The organism is Pseudomonas sp. WS 5146 (assembly GCF_012985495.1).
GTDB lineage: Bacteria > Pseudomonadota > Gammaproteobacteria > Pseudomonadales > Pseudomonadaceae > Aquipseudomonas > Aquipseudomonas edaphica.
Genome location: NZ_JAAQWL010000003.1, coordinates 479,803 through 506,107 on the forward strand (window position 1 = coordinate 479,803; position 26,305 = coordinate 506,107).

Below are 26,305 nucleotides of genomic sequence, written 5' to 3' on the forward strand. Positions count from 1 at the left end.
GGAGGTCTTCATAGATGCCGTCACGGACTCTGGAAACCTGGCCCCACGGCGCAATCATGCTGGACGCGCAACACACGCGTTTTGCCTTGTGGGCGCCAGACGCGTTTTATGTCAGCGTTGAATTGCAAGACGGCAAGTCCATCGCCATGCTGCCCCAGGCAGATGGCTGGTTCGAGGTAGAAACCGAGTGCCCGGCGGGCACTTGTTACCGCTACAACATTGATGGCGAACAGGACGTGCCGGACCCGGCATCCCGGGCCCAGGCACTCGACGTGCACGGCTGGAGCGTGGTCGTCGACCCCCTCGCCTACGAATGGCGACACAGCCAGTGGCAAGGTCGCCCTTGGCATGAGGCGGTGATCTACGAACTGCATGTGGGCGCACTGGGTGGCTATGCCGGCGTGCAAAAGCACCTGCCACGCCTGGCCGAACTGGGCGTGACCGCCATTGAACTGATGCCGCTGGCGCAATTTCCCGGCGAGCGCAATTGGGGCTATGACGGGGTGCTGCCCTACGCCCCGCAAGCCTCCTATGGCTCCCCCGAACAACTCAAGGCCCTGATCGACAGTGCCCACGAACACGGTTTGGCGGTGATCCTGGATGTGGTCTACAACCACTTCGGCCCCGATGGCAATTACCTGAGCCAGTACGCCCAAGGCTTCTTTGAAGAAGACGTGCACACGCCGTGGGGCGCCGGGATTGATTTTGATCGCCGTGAGGTGCGCGACTTTTTCCTCGACAACGCACTGATGTGGTTGCTCGAGTACCGCTTCGACGGCCTGCGCCTGGACGCGGTACACGCCATCGACAACCCCGGTTTCCTCAAGGAACTTGCGCAACGGGTACGCCAGCAGGTGGACACCGGCCGGCACGTGTGGCTGGTGCTGGAAAACGAACTCAACCAGGCCCGCCTGCTCAAGCACGACTTTGATGCGCAGTGGAATGACGACTTCCATAACGTACTGCACGTACTGCTCACGGGCGAAACGGATGCGTATTACAGCGACTTCGCACAAGACCCCACCGAGAAGCTCGCGCGCTGCCTGGGCGAAGGTTTTATCTACCAAGGCCACACCACCCGTCACGGCCATGCGCGCGGCGAACCCAGTGGTGATCTGCCACCCAGCGCCTTCGTGGCGTTTTTGCAAAACCACGACCAGGTCGGCAACCGCGCCCTGGGCGAGCGCCTGCACCAACTGTGCTCGCCCCAGGCGTTGAAGGCGGCCACCACCTTACTGCTGATGTCGCCGATGATTCCGCTGATGTTTATGGGCGATGAAGTCAACGCCGAGCAGCCGTTCCTGTTTTTCACCGATCATCACGGTGAGCTGGCCGAAGCCGTGCGCGAAGGCCGACGCAACGAATTTGCCGATTTCGCCGCGTTTAAAGACCCTGAGCGGCGCGAACAGATCCCCGACCCGAATGCGCTGCCGACTTTCCTGCAATCGGCGCCCCGCTTCACCGAGAACGAACACGCGCAGCTTTACCGTCAGTTGCTGAGCCTGCGCCATCGGCACATCGTGCCGCACTTGCCCGGCAGCGTGGCCCTGGGCGCGCAGGTACTGGCCGACGGCGCCGTCACCGCGCGCTGGCGCCTGGGCAACGGCAGCCTGTTGCAGATTGACCTGAACCTGGGTGCCACGCCGCTGGATCACCCGGCGCCGCCGCACCTGCTATTCGAGACGTCTGCCCATGAAGGCGCGCAACTGGCGCCGTTCAGCGCACGCGTCGCCTTATCCCCTGTTGGAGATCACCCTTGAGCGAAGCGAACCTGGAAATACTCGCCAGCCGCGCGGGCCTGGCCGTCGATTGGATCGACGCAAACGGCCGCCCGCAACATGTCGAACCCGCCGCCTTGCGTGCCGTCCTCAAAGGCCTGGGCCACCCGGCCGATACTGACGCCGAGATCAATGCCAGCCTGCTCGAAATGGAACGGGTGCAACAAGACAAGCACCTGCCACCGCTGATGACCGTGGACACCGGCGTGGGTCTGGACCTCGCGCATTACTTCGCCCCGGACACACCGTGCCGCGTCAGCCTGGAACAGGGCGAAACCCTGGAGTTGCGCCTGGACGGCAATGCCGAACTGCCCGGCGTAATCGCGCTGGGTTATCACCAGGTGCATATTGACGACCAAACCTTCACCCTGGCCGTGGCCCCTACCCATTGCTACAGCGTCGCTGAAGCGGTCGACAGCCAACCGGCCCGCGCCTGGGGCCTGAGTGCGCAGCTGTATGCACTGCGCCGCCTGGGTGACGGCGGCTTCGGTGACACCCTGGCATTGGAGCACCTGGCCCGCAGCGCCGCCGAACGCGGCGCCGATGCCTTGGCCATCAGCCCGATGCATGCGATGTTCAGCGCCGACACCGAGCGCTACAGCCCCTACTCACCTTCCAGCCGCCTGTTCCTCAACAGCCTGTACGCCTCGCCCGCCTGCATCCTTGGCGAGCGCGAAGTGCGCAACGCCATCGAGGCACTGGACCTTACGGATGAGCTGCACGCCCTGGAACAGCTCACCTTGATCGACTGGCCCACCGCCGCCCGCGCCAAGCAGCGCCTGTTGCGTGCCTTGTATGAAGATTTCCGCCACGGCCAGCACCCGCAACACGCCGACTTCCTGAGCTTTCGCCAGGCCGGCGGCGAAGCCCTGGAGAACCACTGTCGCTTTGAAGCCGTGCAAGCCTTGCGTGCCGCCGCCGGTGAAGACCTCGACTGGCGCCACTGGCCCGAAGCATGGCGCTCGCCTCAGAGCCCGGCGCTGACGCAATTTGCCGCCGACCATACGAATGAGATCGGCTATTTTGCCTTCTGCCAATGGCTGATCGCACGCAGCCTGGAGCGCGCGCAACAAGCCGCGCGTGGCAGCGGCATGGGCATCGGCCTGATCGCAGACCTGGCGGTCGGTGCCGATGGCGGCGGCAGCCAGGCGTGGAGCCGGCAGGACGAGCTACTCGCCAACCTTACCGTCGGCGCGCCACCGGACATTCTCAACCGCGCGGGTCAAGGCTGGGGCATCTCGGCGTTTTCCCCCGAAGGTCTCAAGCGCAACGGCTTTCGCGCCTTTATCGAAATGCTGCGGGCCAACTTCGCCCACGCCGGCGGCCTGCGCATTGACCATGTGATGGGCCTGCAACGCCTGTGGGTCATCCCCATGGACGCTACGCCGCGCGAAGGCGCGTATTTGTACTACCCGGTGGATGACCTGCTGCGCCTGCTGGCGCTGGAATCCCACCGCCACCAGGCCATCGTGCTCGGTGAAGACCTGGGCACCGTGCCCGATGGCCTGCGCGAAAAACTCAGCGGCCGCTCGATCCTGGGCATGCGCGTCTTACTCTTTGAACAAAACCACGACGGCCACTTCAAGCCGATCCTCGACTGGCCGGACAACGCCCTGGCTACCACCAGCACCCACGACTTGCCAACCCTCAACGGCTGGTGGCACAGCCGCGATATCGAATGGAATATCCAGCTGGGCCTGATTGATGCGCCCACCGTGGAGCAATGGAGCGAACACCGCCTGCGCGAACGCCAGGCGCTGCGCCAGGCCTTGAGCCAGGACCCGCAGAACTTCGTCGATGAAATCCGCAATGACACCGACCACATGCTCGACGCCAGCGTGCGCTACCTGGGCCACACCCGCGCGCCGTTGGTGCTGTTGCCGCTGGAAGACGCGCTGGGCATCGAGGAACAAGCCAACCTGCCCGGCACCACCGACACCCACCCCAATTGGCGCCGCCGCCTGCCGGGTGAAGCCGCCAGCCTGCTCGACAACGACAGCGCCGCCCGCCGCCTGGAGCTGCTGGCCGTGGCGCGCAACCAGGCCCATGAGCGTGACCGATGAACGCATTACCCCTGCGCGCGACCCAGCGCCTGCAATTTCACAAAGGCTTCACCCTGGATGATGCCGTGCCCCTGGTGCCCTACTTCGCCCAACTGGGCATCAGCCACCTGTATGCCTCGCCGCTGCTGGCCGCCCGCGCCGGTTCCATGCACGGCTACGATGTGGTTGACCCGACCCGCGTCAACCCCGAACTTGGCGGCGAGCCGGCCTTGCACAGGCTGGTTGCGGCACTGCGTGAGCATGGGATGGGGCTGATCCTCGATATCGTCTCCAACCATATGGCCGTCGGCGGTGCAGACAACCCGTGGTGGCTGGACCTCTTGGAATGGGGCCGCCTGAGTCCCTACAGTGAGTTTTTCGATATCCAGTGGCACTCGCCGGACCCGCTGCTCAAGGGCCAATTGCTGATGCCGTTTCTGGGCAGCGACTACGGTGAAGCGCTGCAAAGCGGCAACCTGGCGCTCAAGTTCGATGCCGTGCAGGGCGGTTTTTACGTCGAGCATTACGAGCACCGCTTCCCGATTTGCCCGCGTGACTACGCCATGATTCTGGGCGGCGATGAATTGTTGAAGCCCCTGGCCGAGCGTTTCAGCGCCCTTGCCTACCAGGATGACGCCTACACCGAAGCCGGCTGGCTCAAACACGTGCTGGCCGAACGGGCCACCGAAGCCTCGGTGCTGCACGCCATCGAACGCCAGCTGGCCGAATTTGATGGGCGCCAGCCGGACGGCTTCAATCACTTGCACGCCTTGCTGGAACAACAGGTTTATCGGCTGGCCAGTTGGCGCACCGCAGCGGACGATATCAACTGGCGGCGCTTCTTCGACGTCAACGAACTCGGCGGCCTGCGCGTAGAACGCAGCGCCGTGTTCGAAGCCACCCACGGCAAGATTTTCGAGCTGATCAGCCAAGGGCTGGTGGACGGCTTGCGCATCGACCATATCGACGGGTTGGCTGACCCACGCGGGTATTGCCGCAAGTTGCGCAGGCGCGTGGATTCCCTTTCGCCCAACCGGCATTTGCCGATCTTCGTAGAAAAAATCCTCGGTGAAGGCGAAACCCTGCGCGAAGACTGGCAGGTAGACGGCACCACCGGCTATGAATTCATGAACCAGCTGTCGCTGTTGCAGCACGACCCAACAGGCTTTGCGCCGTTGGCGCAGCTGTGGACGCGCTACAGCGAACGGCCCGCCGCGTTTATCGAAGAAGCCTGGCTGGCCCGCCAGCAGATTCTCAACGGTTCCCTGGCCGGTGACTTCGAGAGTGTGGCCCAGGCGCTGCTGCAAGTGGCCCGCGACGACGTGATGACCCGCGACCTGACCCTGGGCGCAATCCGCCGTGCCTTGCAGGAGCTGATCGTGCACTTCCCGGTGTACCGCACCTACATCAGTGCCCGTGGGCGCAGCGCCCATGATGATGTGTTTTTCCTGCAAGCCTTGGCCGGTGCTCGCAGCACCTTGGGCGAAGGCGACTGGCCGGTGCTCGACCACCTGGAAAAATGGCTGGGCGGCCAGCCGTGGCGCAACCGCCCGGTCGGGCGTGAACGCAAGATGCTCAAGCATGCCTGCGTGCGCTTCCAGCAGCTCACGTCGCCGGCGGCGGCCAAGGCCGTGGAAGACACCGCCTTCTACCGCTCGGCGGTGCTGCTGTCGCGTAACGATGTGGGCTTCAGCACCGAACAGTTCAGTGCGCCGTTGGCGGATTTTCACGCGGCTAACCAGCAGCGTTTGCAGACCTTCCCCGGCAACCTGCTGGCCACCGCCACTCACGACCACAAGCGCGGTGAAGACACGCGAGCGCGCCTGGCGGTGCTGAGTGAATGTGCGCCGTGGTATGTCGAACAGGTGGAGCATTGGCGCCGCCTCGCCGCACCGTTGCGCGACGATGCACACAGCCCGTCGGCGGGCGATGAACTGATCCTTTACCAAGTGCTGCTCGGCAGTTGGCCGCTGGATAGCAACCCGGACATGCAGGGTTACCAGCAACGCCTGTGGCAATGGCAGCAAAAAGCCCTGCGCGAAGCCAAGTTGCAAAGCAGTTGGAGCGCGCCCAACGAAGCCTATGAACAGGCGGTCGATGCCTTCCTGTCACGCCTATTGCTCAGCGATGCCGGCACCCCGTTACGCAAGGCCATCGGCAGCGCCGCCCAGGCCATCGCCCCGGCGGGCGCACTGAACGGCCTGGCGCAATCCTTGCTTCGTATCACCGTGCCGGGTGTACCGGATTTGTACCAGGGCGATGAGTTCTGGGACTTCAGCCTGGTAGACCCGGACAACCGCCGCCCGGTGGACTTCAACGCACGGCAACAGGCGTTGAACACACCGCCGGACGTCGGCGAGCTGTTGTCCCATTGGCGCGACGGGCGTATCAAACAGGCGCTGATTGCCCAGGTGCTGGCCGTGCGCAAGGCCAACGCCGAACGCTTCCAACGCGGCAGCTACACGCCGCTGGAAGTGGTAGGCAAACACGCCGATCACGTCGTCGCATTTTGCCGCACGTATCAAGGCAAACACCTGCTGGTGGTGGTGCCACGCTGGCCCCATCGCCTGCTGGAAAACGGTGAGCAACCCCATATCAATGCGCAGGTTTGGGGCGATACGCGGGTGAAATTACCGTTCGCCACCACAACACAAAACTGGAAGGGACTTTTTCATACAGGCGCAGTCACACCAAACAAGGAGCTGTTGATCAGCGCTGCCCTGGGGGATTTCCCGGTCAATGTCTTTATCAATCCCGATGATCAAGAAAGCTGAAAATTTTCTGTGAGGAGTATTGTGATGAGTACTGAAGACAAACGCATACGCGAGTTGGCGCATCAGATCTGGGAATCCGAAGGCAAGCCCCACGGTGAAGATGCACGCCACTGGGAGATGGCGCGCAAATTAGCCGAAGCCGAAGCGCTGACCCCAAGCAAACCCAAAGCTGCGGCCAAACCCAAGACCGCTCCCAAGCCTGCGCCAAAAGCCAAGCCGCCGGCCCCGGCGGCCAGCAAGCCCGCACCGTCAGCGGCCAAAAAGCCTGCGGCGCCGAAAAAGCCCAAGCCTTAACAGCCCACGCGCCTCCTGCCGACACTGTCGCCAGGAGGCCCTTTTTACTTTTCAGTGCGCCAGCTGAGCAACCGTCGGCACGGTAGCGCTTGGCCCGAAAAAAGACCCTTGCAGGAGCAATTTAATGAGCAAACCCGAGAACAACCCAGCCACGCCGGAAAACGAGCCGTCGCGGATTCGTGAAGGTTTGCCCTTCCCTCTAGGCGCCACCTGGGATGGCCTGGGTGTCAACTTTGCGCTGTTCTCAGCCAATGCCACCAAGGTCGAGCTGTGCCTGTTCGATGATACCGGCGAGGTCGAGCTTGAACGTATCGAACTGCCCGAATACACCGACGAAACCTTCCACGGCTACCTGCCCGACGCCCACCCCGGGCTGATTTACGGCTACCGCGTGTACGGTGCGTATGACCCGGCCAATGGTCACCGCTTCAACCACAACAAATTGCTGATCGACCCCTATGCCAAACAGCTGGTGGGTGAACTCAAATGGTCCGAGGCACTGTTCGGCTACACCATCGGCCACCCGGACGACGACCTCAGTTTTGACGAACGCGACAGCGCGCCCTTTGTGCCCAAGTGCAAGGTCATCGACCCTGCGCACACCTGGGGCAACGACCAGCCGGTACGGGTGCCATGGGACCGCACGATCATCTACGAAACCCACCTGCGCGGCATTAGCATGCGTCACCCTTCGGTGGGCGAGTCGGTACGCGGCACCTGTGCCGGGCTGATGGAAGATGACGTGCTCAAGCATATTCGCCAGCTCGGCGTGTCATCCGTTGAGCTGCTGCCGGTGCATGCCTTCGTCAACGACCAGCACCTGCTGCAAAAAGGCATGACCAACTATTGGGGCTACAACAGCATCGCGTTCTTTGCGCCTGACCCGCGTTACCTGGCCAGCGGCAAGATCGCCGAGTTCAAGGAGATGGTCGCGCACCTGCATGAGCAGAAGCTCGAGGTGATCCTCGATGTGGTCTACAACCACACTGCTGAGGGCAACGAGCGCGGCCCTACCCTGTCGATGCGCGGCATCGATAACGCCTCCTACTATCGGCTGATGCCCGACGACAAGCGCTTCTACATCAACGACTCCGGCACCGGCAATACCCTGGACCTGAGCCACCCCTGCGTGCTGCAAATGGTCACCGACTCACTGCGCTACTGGGCCACCGAAATGCACGTGGACGGCTTCCGCTTTGACCTGGCGACCATTCTGGGGCGCTACCGCGACGGTTTCGACGAGCGCCACAGCTTCCTTGTGGCCTGCCGCCAGGACCCGGTGCTGCGCCAGCTGAAAATGATTGCCGAACCCTGGGACTGTGGCCCCGGCGGCTACCAAGTGGGCAACTTCCCACCCGGCTGGGTGGAATGGAACGACCGCTTCCGCGACACCGTGCGCGCCTTCTGGAAAGGCGATGACGGCCAGTTGGCGGACTTTGCCGGGCGCATGACCGCCTCGGGCGAGATGTTCAACCACCGTGGGCGCAGGCCCTACAGCTCGGTGAACTTCATCACTGCCCACGATGGTTTCACCCTGCACGATCTGGTGTCGTACAACGACAAGCACAACGAGGCCAACGACGAAAACAACCAGGACGGCAGCAACAACAACCTGTCCTGGAACCACGGCGTCGAAGGCCCCACCGAAGACCCGGAAATCAACGCCCTGCGCCTGCGCCAGATGCGCAATTTCTTCGCCACGCTGCTGCTGGCCCAAGGCACACCGATGATCGTGGCCGGTGACGAGTTCGCGCGCACCCAGCACGGCAACAACAATGCCTATTGCCAGGACAGCGAGATTGGCTGGGTCAACTGGGACCTGGACGACGACGGCAAGGCACTGCTCAAGTTCGTCAAACGCCTGATCAAATTGCGCCTGGCCTACCCGATTCTGCGCCGTGGGCGTTTCCTGGTGGGCGACTACAACGAAGACCTCGGCGTAAAAGACGTCACCTGGCTGGCGCCGGATGGCAACGAGATGAGCACCGAACAGTGGCAAGACAGCCATGGCCGCTGCCTGGGCATGCTGATGGACGGCCGCGCCCAGGAAACCGGGATTCGTCGCGCTGGGGGTGATGCGACCTTGCTTCTGGTGGTCAATGCCCACCACGACATGGTGAATTTCCGCCTGCCGCCGGTGCCCCAGGGTGAATTCTGGACCTGCATGCTCGATACCAATGCCCCCGCAGTGCGCGGTCAGGAGCGTTTTGACTTCGAGCACGAGTACGCGGTGACCGGACGCTCACTGCTGCTGTTCGAATTGCAACGCGACGACGAGGTGTGAGATGGCTCTGCATGGATTCCTTCAAGGCAACCGCAGCTACGCCGACACGCAGGCGCTGGGCGTTGCACTGAAGAAGCTTCAGGAAGAAGGCCTGGACCAACTGCCATTGCCCGGCAGCGGCCAGACGTTGGAACGCTTCAGCCGGCTGGCGCAGGTGGCAGGTCATGACCTGCGCCTGTGCAAGCTGTTCGAAGGTCACACCGATGCCCTGGCGATCATCGCCGAGCTCGACAGCCCCTTGCCGCCCGTGGGCAGTGTTTGGGGCATGTGGGCCGCCGAACCGCCGACGGCCAAGGTACGCGTACGCCGCGACGGCCAGCGCTTGATCGTCGATGGGCGTAAAGCCTGGTGTTCCGGTGCAGCGGTGGTCAGCCATGGCTTGCTGACCGCCTGGGACGAAAACGACCGCCAACAGTTGGTGGCGGTCGAGATGGACCAGCCCGGCGTCACCGTCACCCACGAAGGCTGGAAAGCCGTGGGCATGGCGGCCACCGGCAGTGTCGAAATCATCTTTGATGAGGCCCGCGGCATCGCAGTTGGCGAGCCGGGCGACTACCTGTCACGGCCTGGCTTCTGGCACGGCGGCGTCGGTATCGCCGCGTGCTGGTATGGCGGTGCGCAACGTCTGGCTGAGGTGCTGCGTGCGCATTGCAGCCAGCGTCCCGAACAGCATGCGCTGGCGCACTTGGGCGCGGTCGACAGCGTGCTCAACAGCGCCGCCTGTGTACTGCGCGACGGTGCTGAGCAGATTGACCGCCACCCTCGCGCCAATGCGCGGCAACTGGCCCAACAGGCACGGGCGTGCGTCGAGGATACCGTCGAGCAGGTCATTCATCACGTCGGGCGCGCCGTGGGTGCCGGGCCTTACTGCAAAGATCCGCATTTCGCCCAATTGATGGCGGACTTACCCGTATATGTACGTCAAAGCCACGCCGAGCGTGACCTGGCGGCGCTGGGAAAGCTGGTTGCGGACGACCCCACAGGTAGGTGGCTGTTATGAAACTCAACCCGATCGTTGGCCAGGGCACGCCGTTGCATCAATGGCAGGGTTCAGCCCATATGGCCCAATTGCCGCACATCAGTGTTGAGCAGTTGGTACCCGCTGGGCACCGCGCCGTGATCATTGCTCCGCACCCGGACGACGAGGTGCTGGGCTGCGGCGGCCTGCTGCAAGGCCTGGCCATGCTCGACCGGCCGATCCAACTGATTTCCGTCACCGACGGCAGCGCCAGCCATCCAGGCTCCAGGCGCTGGCCAGTCGAGCGCTTGAGCATCGTGCGCCCGCAGGAATCGGCCCAGGCCCTGCACCGTCTCGGCATGCCACTGCACAGTTTGCAGTGGCTGCGCGCAGGCTTTGCCGACAGCCAGGTGGCGGCCCGTGAAGATGAGTTGAGCGCGTTCATAGAGCGCTATCTCAAGCCCACCGATGTGGTGTTCACCACCTGGCGCGAAGACGGGCATTGCGACCATGAAGCCGTTGGCCGCGCCAGCGCCAAAGCGGCGCAGGCGGTAGGTGCGACGCTCTACGAGTTGCCCGTTTGGACCTGGCATTGGGCAACACCTGAGGACAGCCAAGTGCCGTGGCACCGTGCGCGCAAGATCGCGCTGACACCTGAAGCCGTGGCGCGTAAACGTCACGCCATTCATGCCTTTGCCAGCCAGTTGGAAGGCGACCCGCAGGTGGGCCTGGCACCGGTGCTGGCACCTTACGTGGTGGAGCGTTTGCTGCAACCTTTTGAAGTGGTGTTTGTATGAGTGTGGCCACGCCCTATTTTGATCAGCTGTTCGCCGGCAATGACGACCCCTGGGCCTTTCGCCAGCGCTGGTACGAACAGCGTAAACGCGCACTCACCCTGGCGGTGCTGACACGGCCCCGCTATCGCTCGATTTTTGAACCCGGCTGCGCGAACGGCGAGCTGAGTGCCGAATTGGCGCCGCGCTGCGAGCGCCTGGTGTGTTGCGACACGGCCGCCGCTGCCGTAACGCTGGCGCAAACCCGATTGCGGGGGTTCAGCCACGCCCAGGTTCATCAAAGCCGTTTGCCTGAGGAATGGCCGCCCGGCCAGTTCGAACTGATTGTGTTGAGCGAACTCTGCTACTACCTCGATGCCGAGGATTTACAGCGCTTGATCGACTGTGCCCTGAATGCGCTGACCGACAACGGCCAACTGCTCGCCTGCCACTGGCGCCCGCGCATTGATGGCTGCCCGCAAACGGCCGAACAGGTGCACGAAATGCTCGCGCAACGCCTGGGCATGGCCCACCTCGCCCACCATCACGACAGTGACTTTCTACTCGACCTGTGGAGCCGTGACGGCACCTCGGTCGCCACCCATGAGGGCTTGCGATGATCGGCATTCTAATCCCGGTACATAACGAAGAAGCGCTATTGGGCGAGTGCCTCAAAGCCGCGATGATTGCCGCCAGCCACCCTGATTTGCTGGGTGAGCCTGTGCAGATCCTGGCCGTGCTCGACAGCTGCAGCGATGGCAGTGCGGCGATTGCCCAGGCGTATCCGGTGCAGTGTTTACACGTGCTGGCACGTAACGTCGGGCAGGTGCGCGGAGTGGGTGCGCGGCACTTGTTAAACCAGGGTGCACGCTGGATTTCGTGCACCGACGCCGACAGCCGTGTCGCCCCCGATTGGCTGGTGGCGCAACTGGCCTTGGGCGCCGATGCCGTGTGCGGCACGGTAACAGTGGATGCCTGGAGCGAAGGCTTCGACGCAACGGCGCAGATCCGCTACACCCAAGCCTACGAAGCCCGCGACGGCCATCGGCATATTCACGGTGCCAACCTCGGCGTGAGTGCCGCGGCGTATGTACAGGCAGGCGGCTTCGAGCCATTGGCCTGCCACGAAGATGTGCAACTGGTGCGCAACCTGGAGCGCTGCGGCGCTTCCATCGCCTGGAGCCACACGCCCCAGGTGATTACCAGTGCGCGCCTGGACTGTCGCGCTCAAGGCGGTTTTGGTGATTATTTGAAGAGCTTGATGCAGGCCACTTGAATATTTCGACCGTGCAAGATGTAAAAACGCCGAATCCTTGACTATGCTGAAATCGCCTTGCTGGTCATCCAGGGTTGGATGGCCGCAGTTCATCGCAGCGGAGCCTGTGCTGAGTACAAGAGCGTCGTCCCGTCAACGGGGTACGACCCGGCATCATTTGACAAGGACGTGACACCGATGAAATCTGCCTCATTAAGCGAGGGCCGTCGCGGCCCTGCGCAAATCTGGAACAGTGCGCCGCAGTTGGCGCAAATCCCCTTTATCAAGCCCTCCTCCCTGGTGCCACGCGGTGCGCGGGTGGTGGTCATCGCGCCTCACCCCGGCGATGAGGTGCTGGCGTGTGGCGGTTTATTGCAACTGCTCAGCACCCTCGACCACCCGCTGCAACTGATCTCGATCACCGATGGCAGCGCCAGCCACCCAGGCTCGAATGCTTGGCCGGCAAGCCGCCTGAGTGTGATCCGCCCGCAGGAAAGCGCTGAAGCGCTGCGGCGCCTGGGGATGCCGCTGCACAGCCTTAAGTGGATTCGCGGCGGCTTTTGCGACGACGCCCTGGCCGCCCGCGAACAGCCCATGAGCCAGTTCATTGCGCGCTATCTGCAACCGGGCGACGTGGTGTTTACCACTTGGCGCCACGACGGCAAGGACGACCATGACGCCGTCGGCCGAGCCAGCGCCAAAGCCTGCCAGCTCACCGGCGCGCGCCTGTATGAACTGCCGATATGGGCCTGGCATTGGCCGCTGCGTGAAGGCTCGGTGATCCCCTGGCATCGCGCGCACAAGGTGCGCCTGGACAGCTGGAGCGTTGCGCGCAAGCTTCACGCCGCCCATGCGTATGCCAGCCAATTGGTCGGCGACCCGGAGATCGGCCTGGCGCCAATGCTTGCCCAGGAGTTGCTGGAGCGGATGCGTGAGCCCTATGAGATCGTGTTTGCCTAGGCCAGCACTCGCCTGTACCTGTCAGTTCTCACAGTAGCACCCGGCTCACTCTGCGACTAAGGTGCAAAAAGCCTGCACAGCTTGATGTGCAGTCGAGAAAGCCATGCCAACCCCTTGCATTCGCCGGTGTTTTCGTAGAACAGGCAACCCATCGTGCCTGCTCCGTATCGCGCTCTACCTTCCCATGGCTTGAACCGCACCTGATTGCTCAGGTGCGGGAACTTCCTTCGGACAAGGAGCCGTCATGCGCACACTGCCAGTTTTTCTGACTTACCTGGGTATCACGTTGATGGCGGTGTGGCCGCTGCCGTCGCTTGGCGCCTGCACGATCAACATTACCGCCGGCAATGACACCTCGACCTGCAACAGCGGCGCCGCGCCGGGCTTTACCGACACCGCCGGCAACAACACGCGGAACCTCAGCGGCAGCGGCTCCCTCAACGGTGATGTCACCTTGGGGGCCGGCAACGATCTGGTTGACATCAACGGTGGGACAGCGGCAATCAATGGGATGCTGCACCAGGGCGACGGTGCGAATACGTTTCGTCTGACGCTGGGCGCGGTCACGGGATCCATTACCCAGGGCGATGGTGTGGATCTGGTGCAGATCAACGGTGGGCACGCGGGGGCGATCATCCAGGGCGGGGGCATTGACAGTTTTGTCATGCGCGATGGCACTGTCGAGTCACTGGCCCAAGGCGACGGCCATGACACATTCGTTATGAGTGGTGGCACCATCAAGGGCGCCTTTGAAGACGGCGATCAAGCATTGATGACCGGCGGCACCATCGGCCGGGTCGACATGAAACTCGATAACAACGTCTTCGATATGCGCGGCGGCACCATCGTCGGCAACCTTGTCACAGGGCTTGGCAGGGACACCATTCTCGTCTCGGGCACCAGCACCATCGGCGGCAACATCAGCACCAGCGCCGGCGTGGATTTGATCCAGGTCAGCGGTGGCAGGGTCAACGGCCAAATCCTCACGAGCTTCGGCGCCGATCAGTTCATTTGGACCGACGGGGGAACAATCAACGGGGCAATTCTCATGGGTGCCGATGATGATTCTGCCCTGCTGAAAAACCTCCGCGAAACCTTGCTGGCCGCCACCCCCCAACTGGACGGCGGCGTGGGTAACGACACCCTCACCTTTGACGCAACGCAAACCAGCGTCCCGAGCCGCTACACCGGCTGGGAGCGGGTGTCTATGGTCAATGGGTCGGCCCTGACACTGGGTGGCACATTCGTATTGGGAGGCAGCGATACCGGTACCGGCGCAATGAGCATCGATGCAACGAGCAGATTGATCGTCACAACGGGCACTCTCGCGCCCTTCACGTCCGGACAATTGGCAACCTTGAACAACGCCGGTCTGATCGATATGAGTACCTACAGTTCCAGCACGACCGACAGCTTGACGGTCAACGGCAATTACATCGGCACGAGCGGTCGGCTGGCGCTGCAAACGGTGTTGGGCGCGGATAACTCACCCAGCGACAAACTGGTGGTCAGCCAAGGCACCCTGCAGGGCGCCACGGCGATCAGCATCACCAACCTGGGCGGTGCAGGTGCGCTGACCGTGAAGGATGGCATAGAGGTGGTACAGGCAACCCAGGGCGCAACCAGCAGCGTCGGTGCGTTCTCGCTGGCTGGCCCCGTGTCTGCTGGTGCGTTTGACTATCACTTGTTCAGAGGGGGCGTGACCGCGGGTACGGAACAGAATTACTACCTGCGCTCCACCGTGCCGGCGCAGCCTACGCCGGATGCGGTGATTACCCCGCCCACCCCAGCGCCTGGCACCCCGGCATTGCCGCCCAATCCAGGCAACACCGCAATCCCCCTTTACCGCGCCGAAGTGCCGGTGTACGCCGTGCTGTTTCAAGCTGCCGAGCAAATCGTGCAAGGCATGCTGGGGACTTACCACGAACGCGTGGGCGATCAGCGCCAGCAGCAACAAACCGGGGTATTCCCCACGGGTTGGGCCAGGGTGTACGGCGGCAACAGTCGCCAGAGTTTCGCGGGAACGGTCAGCCCGACACTGGACAGTTCGCTGTCGGCCTTCCAGGTGGGCAGCGACCTGTACGCCACCAGCACGGACAGCGGCCAGACTCACCGGCTTGGCTTCTTTGTGGGCCACAGCCGCCTGCAAGGCGACGTCAAGGGTTTCAACGGTGGCTTCCAAGACAAGGACGCAGGCCGCCTGACCTTGCGCGGCGACAGCCTGGGCGCCTACTGGACACTGATCGGCGCCAACCGCGCCTATCTGGACCTGGTGGTAATGGGCACCCGCTTCACCGGCAACAACGAGTCCGACCGGGGCATCAAGATGAAAACCAAAGGCAGCAACGCATTGGCGTCCGCCGAAGCGGGCTGGCCTTTTACTGTGAGTGCCCAATGGGAACTGGAGCCACAAGCCCAGCTCATCGTCGACCGCACGCGGCTGGACAGCCAGAACAACCGAATCTCCGCCGTCTCCTACGACGCTGACACGCATGTCACCACCCGCCTGGGTGCCCGCTTGCGTGGCAGCTATGAGGTGAGTGGTATGCCCCTGCAGCCATACGCGCGTGCCAACGTCTGGCATGCCCGCGCCGGCACCAACACCGTTAGGTTCGATGATGCTACCGACATAAACACCGAGCAAAAGTCGACCACGCTGGACCTCAACGTCGGCGCCACCTTGACCGTTGCCCAAGGCATCAGCCTGTACGGCCAACTGGGCTACAACCGCAACCTGGACAGCAATGCCCTCAACGGCCGCCAAGGCACGCTGGGGCTTCGAATGGATTTCTGATCCGCGTATGTGTATCGCACTGTATCCAGGGCCCGTTGCGATACACAACGTTTAACCCATGGCACTTGCTGAAACACAGCCGATACAGCACGACGTTCAACTGAGCACTCGGCACACATCAAGCCCCAGGAGGCTCGCCATGCACGCTCAGTTGAAACGCCACCCACTTTTCCTGGCTTTTGCCCTGTTGCCATTCGCGGCCATGGGCATGGCCCATGCCGAGATGCCCGAACCGCAAACCCCGGCACCGCAGCATCAATCAGCGTTCGGGACGCTCAAGCACATCAAGGCCGGCCTGCTGGATGTGGCCTACGCCGAGGTCGGCCCGGCCAATGGCCAAGTGGTGATCCTGTTGCATGGCTGGCCCTACGATATCGACAGCTACGCCAACGTCGCACCGCTGTTGGCCGGCAAGGGCTACCGCGTGTTGATCCCGTATGCGCGTGGGTATGGCGATACGCGTTTTCTGTCGGATAAAACCTTACGCAATGGTGAACCGGCGGCGCTGGCCCAGGACGTGATCGATTTCATGGACGCGCTGAAGGTCCAGCAAGCGGTACTGGGCGGTTATGATTGGGGCGCGCGCTCAGCAGATATCGTCTCGGCGCTGTGGCCGGAACGGGTCAAGGCATTGGTGTCAGTCAGTGGCTACCTGATCGGCAACCAGGCCGCCGGTAAGAACCCGCTGCCACCCAAAGCTGAGTTGCAGTGGTGGTACCAGTTCTACTTCGCCACCGAACGCGGCGCCGCCGGTTACCAGAAAAACACCCACGATTTCGCCAAGCTGATCTGGCAGACCGCCTCGCCGAAGTGGGCCTTTGACGAGGCCACCTTCGAACGCAGCGCCAAAGGCCTGGACAACCCCGATCACGTGGCCATCACCGTCTTCAACTACCGCTGGCGCCTGGGCCTGGTACAGGGCGAAGCGCAATACGCTGCGTTGGAGCAAACACTCGCGCAGTCACCGAGCATTGGCGTGCCGACTATCACGCTTGAAGGCGACGCCAACGGTGCGCCGCACCCGTTACCTGAGGACTACGCCAAACGCTTTACCGGCAAGTACCAGTTTCGTCTGGTGAGCGGCGGCATCGGCCATAACCTGCCGCAAGAAGCGCCGGCGGCGTTTGCCAAGGCCATAGTGGACGCCGATCGCCTGTGAAGCGACGTGAACTGCTTGGCAGCCGTGCCTAAAGTCGCCCAAAGGAATGCCGATACGCTTCTGGCGCCGCCCTTTGGCGTTCCTTTTGCGAGCCGTCATGGCACGCCGCATGCTTTGTTCCTGGCTCGACCACATGGAGTAAGAGTGAATGCCCGAACGCGCCCGCTTCCTGGAGCACTACCGCAAAGCCGACCGCATCATGCTGGCGTTGATCTGGCTGATGTTTTTATTCTCCCTGGGCCTGGCCTTCTGGCACGACACCTGGCTGCAAGCGGTGATCGTCGGCGGCGGCGCCAGCGTGGTGCTCACCTTGCTCTATCGCGCCCTCGGTGGCACCCGTTTGATGCGTTGTTTGCTGGGCGCCGGCCTGATGGTCATGGCGGCGCTGCAGATTAACCAGGCGCAGGGCTTGATCGAAGCGCACTTCGGTATCTTCGCGCTGCTGGCGGTGCTGACGTTTTACCGCGACTGGCTGCCGATCCTCGTCGCGGCGCTGACCATCGCCGTCCACCACGTGGTGTTTCACGCGTTGCAACATCAGGGTTTCCCGGTATTTGTGATGGACCATCATGGCGGCTGGAACATGGTGTTCGTGCACGCCTTCTACGTTGTGATGGAGACGGTCGCCCTGCTCTACCTCGCCATTCATAGCCAGGCCGAGGCGGTCGAAAGCCAGGAGATGCTGGAAAAAATGCTCGCCGTGACCTCCCAGCTCACGGTAGAAACCGCCCAGGGTGAAGGCAAGGTGCATGTGTCCCTGGCCAAGCGTTTCGACCACTTCCTGCAGCAGATCACCCACCTGATCGATGGCGTGACCCGTGACTCCCACGGTCTCGGCCAACTCGGCCAGGCATTGGCCAGCGCCAGCGGTACCCTGGAAACCGGCGCACGCCATCAGTTGGCGGAAATCAACCAGATGACCGGCTCCATGCAGCGTATGGAAGACGCCACCGCCCACATCACGCAACACGTCGAACACGCGGTGGAGCATGCAGGCCAGGCCCGCGAACAGATTGTGCGCGGCCAGCAAAGCGTCGGCCGTGCCCAACATGAAATCACCCAACTGGCCTCACGCATCGACGGCACCAACCACACCGTACAAGGCCTGGCCACCCAGGCCGAGCAGATCGGCTCGGTACTCGAAGTGATCAGCAGCATCGCCAACCAGACCAACCTGCTGGCGCTCAACGCCGCCATCGAAGCCGCCCGCGCCGGCGAGCAAGGCCGGGGTTTTGCGGTGGTCGCCGATGAGGTCCGCAGCCTGGCGCAACGCACCGCCGTCTCCACCCAGGAAATCAAACAGATCATCGAAGGCCTGCAACACGGCAGCCGCCAGGCCGTCGAGGCCATGCACGACAGCCAGGCAGGTGTAGCGCGTTGTGTGGAGGACAGCCAACTGGCGGTGGACATGTTGCAGGCCGTGGGCGCCGACATCGCGCATATCGACGAGCTGAACGGGCGAATCGTGATGACCACCCGCGAACAAACCTCGGCCAACCTGGAGATCGTCGGGCGCCTGCAGTCCGTGCAGAACATTGCACAAAACACCGCGGATGATGTGGAAACCCTCGCGCGCAGCAGTGAGCAGTTGCCGCCGATAGCAGTGCGGCTGGATGCGTTGGGGCGCAGGTTTCACCCCTGAAAAACGCCTCAACGTGAGGATGGCTCAGCCTGGCAAAATCCCAAGGTTTTTAGCCCGCATGCGCGCCAAGGCATACACGGTGCGCGTGCGAGGTATCGGTGCCCCGATGCGATCAGCCACTGAAACAAGCGTGCCAAGGATGGCCTCGATCTCCACCGGTTTGTGCCCCTCAACGTCTTGCAGCATCGAGGTTTTCACCTTGCCGAGCTTGCGGGTGATCGCAATGCGTTGCGCGGAATCAATCTGGGGCGCGATGCCCAGTGTGCGTCCCAAATCCAGCAACTCATCCATCATGCCGATGAACAGTGCGTGCAGGAATGGGTCGTCGATCAACTCATCGGTTGCGCAGCCCACCAACAGGCTGACCGGGTTGAAGCAGGCATTGCCCAGCAGCTTCAACCATATTTCTTCGCGCACATTGGCGTGGGCGTGGGCATCAAAACCTGCCTCACGAAAAGCCTCGGTGGTTGCATCTACGCGCGCGCTATTACCACCGGCCGGCTCACCGAACACCATTCGGCTTCCGGACATGTGCTTGATCACACCGGGACTCAACACGGTACATGAGGCAAATACAACGCAACCGACAACGGCTGCAACGGGCACAGCCTTTTCTATCACGCCACCGGGGTCGACAGCCTCAAGACGCATACCCGCCAAAGCGCCTGCCGACTGCAGGAAATACCACCAGGGTAAGCCGTTGAGTGCAGGAATAACCAGGGTTTGCGGGCCAATCAATGCCTTGGCCTGTTCCACCACACTGGGCAATGCCGGCGCCTTGACGGCAAATATGACCATCTCCTGAATGCCAAGCTCTTCAGGTGCGCAGGTCGCTTTCAGCGGGGCAACCAACACCTCATCGCCCGTGTGCAGCTTCAGCCCATGCTCGCCAATGGCGGCGAGTGTTTCGCCACGCGCGATCACGCTGACGTCGTGGCCGGCGGCGAACAATTTGCACGCCAGGAAACCACCGATTGCTCCAGCACCTACGACCGTGACGCGCATGGGTAAACCTCACTGAGGGAGTGGAACAGAATACTGGCTAAACAGGCCGGAACAAGCCCGTCTCATTGAAAAACAGCCGCACTTGGCTCACACCCATCAGCCAAGGCAAACACTACCACTGTGGCAAGCGGGCTTGCCCCGCACTGGGTGGCGAAGCCGCCCCACTTCAGCCAACGCGGTTAGTCAGTTAGCAAGGCTGAGGGCTGCTACGCAGCCCAACGCAGGGCAAGCCTGCTCGCCACAGGTTACTTTTGCAGCGCATCCAGCGTGCGTTTCAGTCGCCTCAGGTTGCTGTTGACGATCAGCTTGTGCGCCGGCCCCACCGGCAACATGTACAGACGCCCAAAGGTGTTATGGGTAAGCACCGATGAGGTAATCGTAAACACCCGATCAGTGATCGACAGACAAATCATCACATCCAGGTGCCGGTCGCGCTCGGTCAGCACCAACACGTCCGGGGCGCTGTGTTCTACCAGGAAAAAATCCAGCCGCTCGCCCACCTGCACGCTGATTCGCGGTGAGCCCGAGAACCCACCGATGCGTTTCACACCGAACAACGAAGAAATCCGGTCGCGGATTCGAAAGGCCAACCGCATGAACATGCCAGGTTCGGCGGTCATGATGTTCCACGCCGCCAGTGCAGTGATATCAACGGGCAACACAACCGACCTGCGGTCGTAGTAATCAAGCGCTGTCGGTGCACCCAGCGTGTGAACAATGTTCGTGGTAACCAACTGATTTTCTCCCTGAAAAACGCGGTTTGTGATGAAACAGGGCGATGCCTGCAGGGCGCAGGTTATTTTGCACCGCAACTCAAGTAAAGCGCGGGACAGGCTGGGTATCGTGGTAAGCCAAAATAAACCTGACCTCACGGGCTGCCTTCTTGATTGTGCCCCACGCGCGTTGGGGTTCACGTGCTAATTGCTCAAGCGCCTCAACTGCATTTATCCTCAACGCTTCCATCCGCCCCCACCCAGAGCCGCCATGGACCTCGCCACCCTCGCCCTATTCTTGCCCGCCTGCTTCGCCCTGAACATGGCGCCGGGCCCCAATAACCTGCTGTCCGTAAGCAACTCCACGCGCTATGGCTATCGCACTTCTTGCCTTGCGGGTATTGGCCGTTTGCTGGCCTTTGCCGGCATGATCGCCCTCGCCTCTGCCGGCTTGGCGGTGGTGCTGCAGACTTCGGAGCTGCTGTTCTACGGGATCAAGATTCTCGGTGCGGCGTATCTGTTTTATCTGGCATTTCAGCTTTGGCGGGCTAACCCGCAGAAAGAAGCTGAATCAGCGACAGACAAGGTGGGATTGTGGGCCTTGGCACGTCAGGAGTTCCTGGTGGCAGCCGGCAACCCGAAAGCCATCCTGATCTTCACCGCGTTCCTCCCGCAATTCGTGGTACCCGGCCAACCGATCACCCCCCAATTCGCGCTGCTGGGTGGGATGTTCCTGGGTTTAGAATGGATAGCGATCAGCGCCTACGCCTACATGGGCACGCACATGCGCCGCTGGTTTGCCGAACCCAGCGGCAAGCGCTTATTCAATCGCTGCTGCGCCGGGCTGTTATCGGCGGCGGCGACGGTGTTGTTGATGGCGCGCAGGGCCTGAGGGCGGCCCCGCGCACTCAACCACCATGCAAATCAAAAAATTTGAGCCAACAAAGTCAGCACCGAGTGCTGTTCTTCATGGCAGCACTAAAATGAAAGAATATTTGATTTAATATATTGCAGACGGGTACACCAAGACATAATATTTATTAAAATTATCATGAGCATCATCTATCCCACCTACCAACGTAAACCCAGGACAGCAGGTCAATTACTAAATGGATTTAAGAAAAGCCCCCTCCCTATATTTCCAACTTAAATTTGGGTACCCTCCACTACCCAACTTCGAAAAATTCGATGCCAATATAGGCGTCGCGGGATACTGCGCAGCGATACGAAAGTACTTGATGCCCGACTCAACGCCCGAAACGTTCAGTGTCGCGCAGCTACCCTTTGAGTCTCGCCTATACTGCAAAGGATCGATTTTCTCAAGGGTCCGGAGAATAAGAAATGAAAAACTTGATGAGTTCCTAAGCTCGCCCTTAAAGAATAGCGACTTCTGCGCTCCAGAAGTTGAAAAAACCCGTGCGGGTCGTTTCAATGCACAAGGAGAACGCACACTTTATCTGGCCGACCATCCTTTCGTTGCTTTAAAAGAATGTGAAGTTGAGCCAGGCGATCATTTCCTACTCAGTTACTTTGTATTCAAAACTGATACACAATTTGTAAGCGCCAGTGCTAGCAAATCCAAATACACCAAGCTTTTAAACTCACTACTCACAACTAAAGATAAAAACTTCTACGAAGTCATCACACGCACCTATAACAACCTCCTGAACTATAAAACCCATCATGGAATTGCTTACAACTCCGTAAAGATCCCAGAAAAATACTGCCACACAACGTGGGGAGAAATAGACTCTATTACAAATCTCGCCATGACCGAGGAAAAACTTTCCGCCGCCGAGCTACAAGTCGGCTGGCTTGCCCGATGCGACGAGCATTATCGCCCTTACTATATAAAAATTCTGTCACACGACGTAAAAAACGAAAAAAGAATATTCACATCGCAGGATTATCATAAAAATAAATCAAGATTCATGACTGAACATCGCAAGGCAATGAGGCAGATCTATCAACTCAGCAAAAGGACAAAAACACTCATCAAACGAAAAGACCATGAAGGCGTCAATGCCGCCCCGCTGAAACTGCTCACTCAAGAGTGGAGTTTATGACCGCGCAAAACAACAAACCAAACCAACTAGCACAGCTTTGAATACTTATAACTGGAGGAATGATGCAATTTGCAGTAGCACTTATAGAGTATTTGATTTCTGGCGTCGTGGCGTCGGCTTGGCTAACTGCGGTATTTGCCAACTACTACCCACTTCTGCTGCACACTATTCATGACTATAAAGAATTCATTATCATCATCTATCTACCCATTGCCTATATCCTGGGAATCTATGTGGACACCACGTCGTCGTTTTTCATACGACGATCGGGAGAAATAACCAAGTTGGCAAGCAAAGCAATAATACTTCCGCCTTCAATCCGTGACACAACGTTAGCAATGTATCGTACTGTCGCAGGAAAACCAAAAGAAGACCCTTACAAAAAAGGCGCCGCGATCCTCGCATTTTCCCCTTCCGATGCAATTAGGACGATGGAGGCTTATATCAGCAGAGATCGAATTGCCCGCGGCGCGACCTTAAATTCTTTTGCTGGGGCAGTCACTGCTTTATGTTACGCGCCTCCTGAGCACAAGTTTCTGGTGACGATTATCTGCAGCATCGCCTGCGTATACTCCTATATGATGCACAGACGACTAAGCCGGCTATCTTCAAGCTTTAAAAAAGTGGCCTTGGCGAATCTGCAAATGCGCACACCTACCGAAGCCGGGAAACTGCAAGCGTCTACAATTGAATGCGCGCAGGATTGCAATAAGCCCTAAGAAATCAATCCTCCTGAGGCTTCAACACACAGAACCCCACCATCCCAAACAACGGTGAATTAACCGACACCAAACTCCCGATTTTAATCGAGCAACCTGTAATTCAAGATGTCCTTGGCGTTCGTCAACACAGGTTGGATTTCACCCTTCTGTGGCCATTCTCATCAGTTCGAACCGGCACAACAGGCTCAAGTAAACTGTATTCTGTAGTGCTTTACCACCTCCCAAGACAAGGAAAAAGTCGATGAAAACCCTGGTAGTCGGTGCAAGCAAAGGCCTTGGTAAAGCCTTGATGGAAGGCCTTGGCGAGCCTGGGGACACGCTGATCGGTGTGTCCCGCAGCCGTCCTGAAAACCTCGCGCCGCTTGCCGGTGTACACCTGCATTGGGTCGAGGCCAACCTGGCCGAGCCCGCCAAGTCTGCGCAGGTCATCGTCGACGCAGTCGCAGAACACGGGTTGGACACGCTGATCTACAACCTCGGCATTTGGGAAGAATTGGCCTTCGACCCGGCCTACCGCTTCACGGCAGACAGCGACGACCAATTGGAGGCCATCGTCAGTTGCAACATCACCTCAACGATCCTGCTGATCAAACGGCTGCTACCGGTGTTACTCAAAAGCACTAACCCGAGGATTATCCTCACCGGCTCCACCTCCGGCCTGCCGCAAAGTGGCCGCCCGGAAGTCGCCTTTGGTGCCTCCAAATTCGCCCTGCGCGGAATCGCCGATGCATTGCGCGAAGGCTACCGACAACAGCACCTGGCGGTGACCTGCCTGAACCTGGGCTACCTGAACACCGAAGACCCGCTGAGCACACCACGTGCCGAGGCCGCGCAACGCGATGAAGGCCACTCGATTCCCGTGCACGATGTAGTGCAGGTGGTGCGTATGACCTTGAGTTTGTCTTCCGCCAGTTTCGTCAAGGACATCACCTTGCCAGCCATCCTTGACGAGCGCTTTTGAACCAGGAGAACGCAGCATGACCCGAGCCGAACTCGCCGACTTTTACCAAGGCTACATCGACTGCCTCAACCGCCAGGACTGGGAGCACCTGGGCCACTTCGTCCACCCGCAGGTGACCTACAACGCCACCACCGTCGGCCTGGCAGGCTACCGCGCGATGCTGGAACGCGACTTTCGTGAGATCCCGGACCTGGTGTTTCGCATCCAACTGCTGGTAGCCGACCCGCCTACCATCGCCAGCCGGTTGAATTTCAACGTCAGCCCCAGAGGCGAGTTCTTCGGGCTGCCGATCAACGGCAGGACCGTGGCCTTCGATGAAAACGTATTCTACGAGTGCTGCGACGGGAAAATTGCGCGGGTCTGGTCGGTCATCGACAAAGCCGCGATAGCCCAACAGCTGACACCCGATAAACCTTGATCGACCGTCTAGACTCTCTACACCCAACCACCCCGTGGAGACCCAAGATGAACAAAAACACCCTCTGCCTCTGGTACAACGGTACCGCCCTGGAGGCGGCCACTTTCTACGCCCGGACGTTCCCGAACAGCGCTGTGACGGCCGTGCATCACGCCCCTGGCGACTTTCCGGCGGGCAAGCAAGGCGATGTATTAACCGTCGACTTCAGCGTGCTGGGCATTCCCTGCCTGGGCCTGAATGGTGGCCCGGCGTTCCCGCACAGCGAGGCGTTTTCGTTTCAGGTGGCGACGGACGACCAGGCCGAAACCGACCGCTATTGGAATGCCATTATCGACAACGGCGGCCAGGCCAGCGCTTGCGGCTGGTGCAAGGACAAATGGGGCGTGTCCTGGCAGATCACCCCGCGCGTCTTGTCTGCGGCGGTGACGCATGCCGACCCGGCCATCGCCAAGCGTGCGTTCGATGCGATGATGACCATGACCAAGATCGACGTGGCCGCCATCGAAGCTGCGATAGCTGGGCGTTGAACGCTATACAGACCAGTGTGGGAGCGGGCTTGCTCGCGAATGCAATCTTTCAGACAGGCAGATATTGACTGACCCACCGCTTTCGCGAGCAAGCCCGCTCCCACACCCGCCCGCAGTCTGGCATTCTTGCGGCCTCAGTCGTCGAACACGAGTCTCAGGCCCATGATCCATGGCGTAAAACTTGAACCGCGCACCATCCCGGTCCCAAGCTCGATCAGCGCCCTAGCCCAGGCGACACTCCAGCGCCTGGTCGGGGCTGATGGCGTGCCGTTGAACGCACTGCACAGCATGCCCGCGCCGCACGACCACGATGGCTGGCGCCAGCTGCAAGCCGTCGTCGACCAGAACTACACCAGCGCCAATGCCGGGCAGGCGGACGCACTGCGCGCCAACCTGCACACCATCACAGTAGAAAGCGCCACCGTGCACGTGGCCACACCGCCGGGCCACACGCCCTTTGCCTACATCGATCTGCACGGCGGCGCACTGGTGTTCGGTGGCGGCGAAAACTGCCGTATTGCCGCCGGCAAGCAGGCCGACCTGCACAACCTGATGTGCTACGGCATTGATTACCGCATGCCGCCTGATCACCCGTACCCGGCGGCGCTGGATGACTGCGTGGCCACCTACCGCCATGTACTCAAGCACCATGCGCCTGAGCACATCGTGATTGGCGGCCGTTCGGCAGGCGGTAACCTGGCGGCGGCAATGGTCTTGCGCGCCCGTGACGAAGGGTTGCCAATGCCAGCGGCGCTGGTGCTGCTCTCGCCGGAGGTCGACCTGACCGAATCCGGCGACAGTTTCCACGTCAACCGAGGCGTCGACGTGGTTCTGCCCATGCCGCTGATGAGCACCAACCTGCTGTATGCCAATGGCGCGGATTTGTCCCACCCGTACCTGTCGCCCCTGTTTGGTGATTTGGCCGGCTTCCCGCCGACCTTCCTGCAAAGCGGTACACGGGATCTGTTCCTGTCCAACACCGTGCGCATGCACCGCGCCTTGCGCCAGGCGCAGGTGCCGGCGCTGCTGCATGTGTTCGAGGCCATGCCCCATGGCGGCTTCATGGGCGCACCGGAAGATGCGGAACTGGCAGCCGAGGTCGCCGCATTTGTGCGCGAGCACCTTCGGCGGAGTTGACATATTCAGTCACATCCCCTGAAGATGGAGATCTTATTCAGGG

The 26,305-nt window shown here is 60.9% G+C and carries 22 protein-coding genes; 20 read left to right on the top strand and 2 right to left on the bottom strand.

Annotated features, from left to right (window positions below; genetic code table 11):
* Positions 1 to 14: 14 nt before the first annotated feature.
* The 13 genes from treZ (at position 15) to HBO41_RS29810 (ending at position 18,713) form a co-directional block, all read left to right on the top strand.
* Positions 15 to 1,760, top strand: coding sequence for a malto-oligosyltrehalose trehalohydrolase (gene treZ, locus HBO41_RS11045; protein ID WP_169986214.1), 1,746 nt, complete (start codon positions 15 to 17; stop codon positions 1,758 to 1,760).
* Positions 1,757 to 3,841 carry a 4-alpha-glucanotransferase gene (malQ, locus tag HBO41_RS11050; protein ID WP_099549667.1) on the top strand — a complete coding sequence of 695 codons (2,085 nt, stop codon included), beginning with the start codon at positions 1,757 to 1,759 and terminating at the stop codon, positions 3,839 to 3,841. The genes treZ and malQ overlap by 4 nt, the downstream gene beginning before the upstream one ends.
* The gene (locus HBO41_RS11055) at positions 3,838 to 6,594 is read left to right on the top strand and encodes a malto-oligosyltrehalose synthase (protein WP_169986215.1); all 2,757 of its coding nucleotides are present in this window, start codon (positions 3,838 to 3,840) and stop codon (positions 6,592 to 6,594) included. Before malQ ends, HBO41_RS11055 begins: the two co-directional genes overlap by 4 nt.
* Before the next feature lie 24 nt (positions 6,595 to 6,618).
* The gene (locus HBO41_RS11060; protein ID WP_169986216.1) at positions 6,619 to 6,888 is read left to right on the top strand and encodes a DUF2934 domain-containing protein; all 270 of its coding nucleotides are present in this window, start codon (positions 6,619 to 6,621) and stop codon (positions 6,886 to 6,888) included.
* Between the two features lie 124 nt (positions 6,889 to 7,012).
* Positions 7,013 to 9,172: a glycogen debranching protein GlgX gene (glgX, locus tag HBO41_RS11065; protein WP_169986217.1), complete on the top strand. Its 2,160-nt coding sequence runs from the start codon at positions 7,013 to 7,015 to the stop codon at positions 9,170 to 9,172.
* 1 nt (position 9,173) lies between these two features.
* Complete coding sequence (locus HBO41_RS11070) at positions 9,174 to 10,172, top strand: acyl-CoA dehydrogenase family protein (protein ID WP_169986218.1); 999 nt, start codon at positions 9,174 to 9,176, stop codon at positions 10,170 to 10,172.
* Positions 10,169 to 10,927, top strand: coding sequence for a PIG-L deacetylase family protein (locus HBO41_RS11075; protein WP_169986219.1), 759 nt, complete (start codon positions 10,169 to 10,171; stop codon positions 10,925 to 10,927). Before HBO41_RS11070 ends, HBO41_RS11075 begins: the two co-directional genes overlap by 4 nt.
* A complete protein-coding gene (locus HBO41_RS11080; RefSeq protein ID WP_138453669.1) occupies positions 10,924 to 11,523 on the top strand; it encodes an SAM-dependent methyltransferase in 600 nt (199 codons plus the stop codon). The genes HBO41_RS11075 and HBO41_RS11080 overlap by 4 nt, the downstream gene beginning before the upstream one ends.
* Positions 11,520 to 12,179 carry a glycosyltransferase family 2 protein gene (locus HBO41_RS11085; protein WP_169986221.1) on the top strand — a complete coding sequence of 220 codons (660 nt, stop codon included), beginning with the start codon at positions 11,520 to 11,522 and terminating at the stop codon, positions 12,177 to 12,179. The genes HBO41_RS11080 and HBO41_RS11085 overlap by 4 nt, the downstream gene beginning before the upstream one ends.
* 177 nt (positions 12,180 to 12,356) lie before the next feature.
* Positions 12,357 to 13,118: a PIG-L deacetylase family protein gene (locus tag HBO41_RS11090; RefSeq protein WP_169986223.1), complete on the top strand. Its 762-nt coding sequence runs from the start codon at positions 12,357 to 12,359 to the stop codon at positions 13,116 to 13,118.
* A 244-nt stretch (positions 13,119 to 13,362) separates the two neighbouring features.
* Positions 13,363 to 15,912 (top strand): autotransporter outer membrane beta-barrel domain-containing protein, encoded by a 2,550-nt coding sequence (locus HBO41_RS11095; RefSeq protein WP_169986225.1) that lies wholly within the window; start codon positions 13,363 to 13,365, stop codon positions 15,910 to 15,912.
* Positions 15,913 to 16,051: 139 nt separating this feature from the next.
* Positions 16,052 to 17,071 carry an alpha/beta fold hydrolase gene (locus tag HBO41_RS11100; RefSeq protein WP_169986227.1) on the top strand — a complete coding sequence of 340 codons (1,020 nt, stop codon included), beginning with the start codon at positions 16,052 to 16,054 and terminating at the stop codon, positions 17,069 to 17,071.
* A gap of 937 nt (positions 17,072 to 18,008) precedes the next feature.
* The gene (locus tag HBO41_RS29810) at positions 18,009 to 18,713 is read left to right on the top strand and encodes a methyl-accepting chemotaxis protein (RefSeq protein ID WP_256592468.1); all 705 of its coding nucleotides are present in this window, start codon (positions 18,009 to 18,011) and stop codon (positions 18,711 to 18,713) included.
* Positions 18,714 to 18,737: 24 nt separating this feature from the next.
* Here HBO41_RS29810 and HBO41_RS11110 read toward each other — a convergent pair whose 3' ends face one another.
* Together HBO41_RS11110 and HBO41_RS11115 are read right to left on the bottom strand one after the other, a co-directional pair.
* The gene (locus HBO41_RS11110) at positions 18,738 to 19,718 is read right to left on the bottom strand and encodes a ketopantoate reductase family protein (protein ID WP_099549658.1); all 981 of its coding nucleotides are present in this window, start codon (positions 19,716 to 19,718) and stop codon (positions 18,738 to 18,740) included.
* A 245-nt stretch (positions 19,719 to 19,963) separates the two neighbouring features.
* Positions 19,964 to 20,452, bottom strand: coding sequence for a DUF2867 domain-containing protein (locus HBO41_RS11115; RefSeq protein WP_099549657.1), 489 nt, complete (start codon positions 20,450 to 20,452; stop codon positions 19,964 to 19,966).
* A gap of 250 nt (positions 20,453 to 20,702) precedes the next feature.
* Between HBO41_RS11115 and HBO41_RS11120 the strand changes: the two genes are divergently transcribed.
* The 7 genes from HBO41_RS11120 to HBO41_RS11150 all read left to right on the top strand — a co-directional run bounded on the left by HBO41_RS11120 (position 20,703) and on the right by HBO41_RS11150 (position 26,262).
* Positions 20,703 to 21,323 (top strand): LysE family translocator, encoded by a 621-nt coding sequence (locus HBO41_RS11120; protein ID WP_169986231.1) that lies wholly within the window; start codon positions 20,703 to 20,705, stop codon positions 21,321 to 21,323.
* 346 nt (positions 21,324 to 21,669) lie between these two features.
* Positions 21,670 to 22,497 (top strand): RES domain-containing protein, encoded by an 828-nt coding sequence (locus HBO41_RS11125; protein ID WP_169986233.1) that lies wholly within the window; start codon positions 21,670 to 21,672, stop codon positions 22,495 to 22,497.
* A 62-nt stretch (positions 22,498 to 22,559) separates the two neighbouring features.
* Positions 22,560 to 23,216: a hypothetical protein gene (locus tag HBO41_RS11130; RefSeq protein WP_099549654.1), complete on the top strand. Its 657-nt coding sequence runs from the start codon at positions 22,560 to 22,562 to the stop codon at positions 23,214 to 23,216.
* Positions 23,217 to 23,460: 244 nt separating this feature from the next.
* Positions 23,461 to 24,180 carry an SDR family oxidoreductase gene (locus HBO41_RS11135; protein ID WP_099549653.1) on the top strand — a complete coding sequence of 240 codons (720 nt, stop codon included), beginning with the start codon at positions 23,461 to 23,463 and terminating at the stop codon, positions 24,178 to 24,180.
* Between the two features lie 16 nt (positions 24,181 to 24,196).
* On the top strand, positions 24,197 to 24,598 hold the full coding sequence (locus HBO41_RS11140; RefSeq protein ID WP_169986235.1) for an ester cyclase: 402 nt from the start codon (positions 24,197 to 24,199) through the stop codon (positions 24,596 to 24,598).
* Positions 24,599 to 24,645: 47 nt separating this feature from the next.
* Complete coding sequence (locus HBO41_RS11145) at positions 24,646 to 25,125, top strand: VOC family protein (protein ID WP_017138934.1); 480 nt, start codon at positions 24,646 to 24,648, stop codon at positions 25,123 to 25,125.
* Positions 25,126 to 25,287: 162 nt separating this feature from the next.
* Positions 25,288 to 26,262 carry an alpha/beta hydrolase gene (locus HBO41_RS11150; RefSeq protein WP_169986237.1) on the top strand — a complete coding sequence of 325 codons (975 nt, stop codon included), beginning with the start codon at positions 25,288 to 25,290 and terminating at the stop codon, positions 26,260 to 26,262.
* The last annotated feature ends 43 nt before the right edge of the window (positions 26,263 to 26,305 follow it).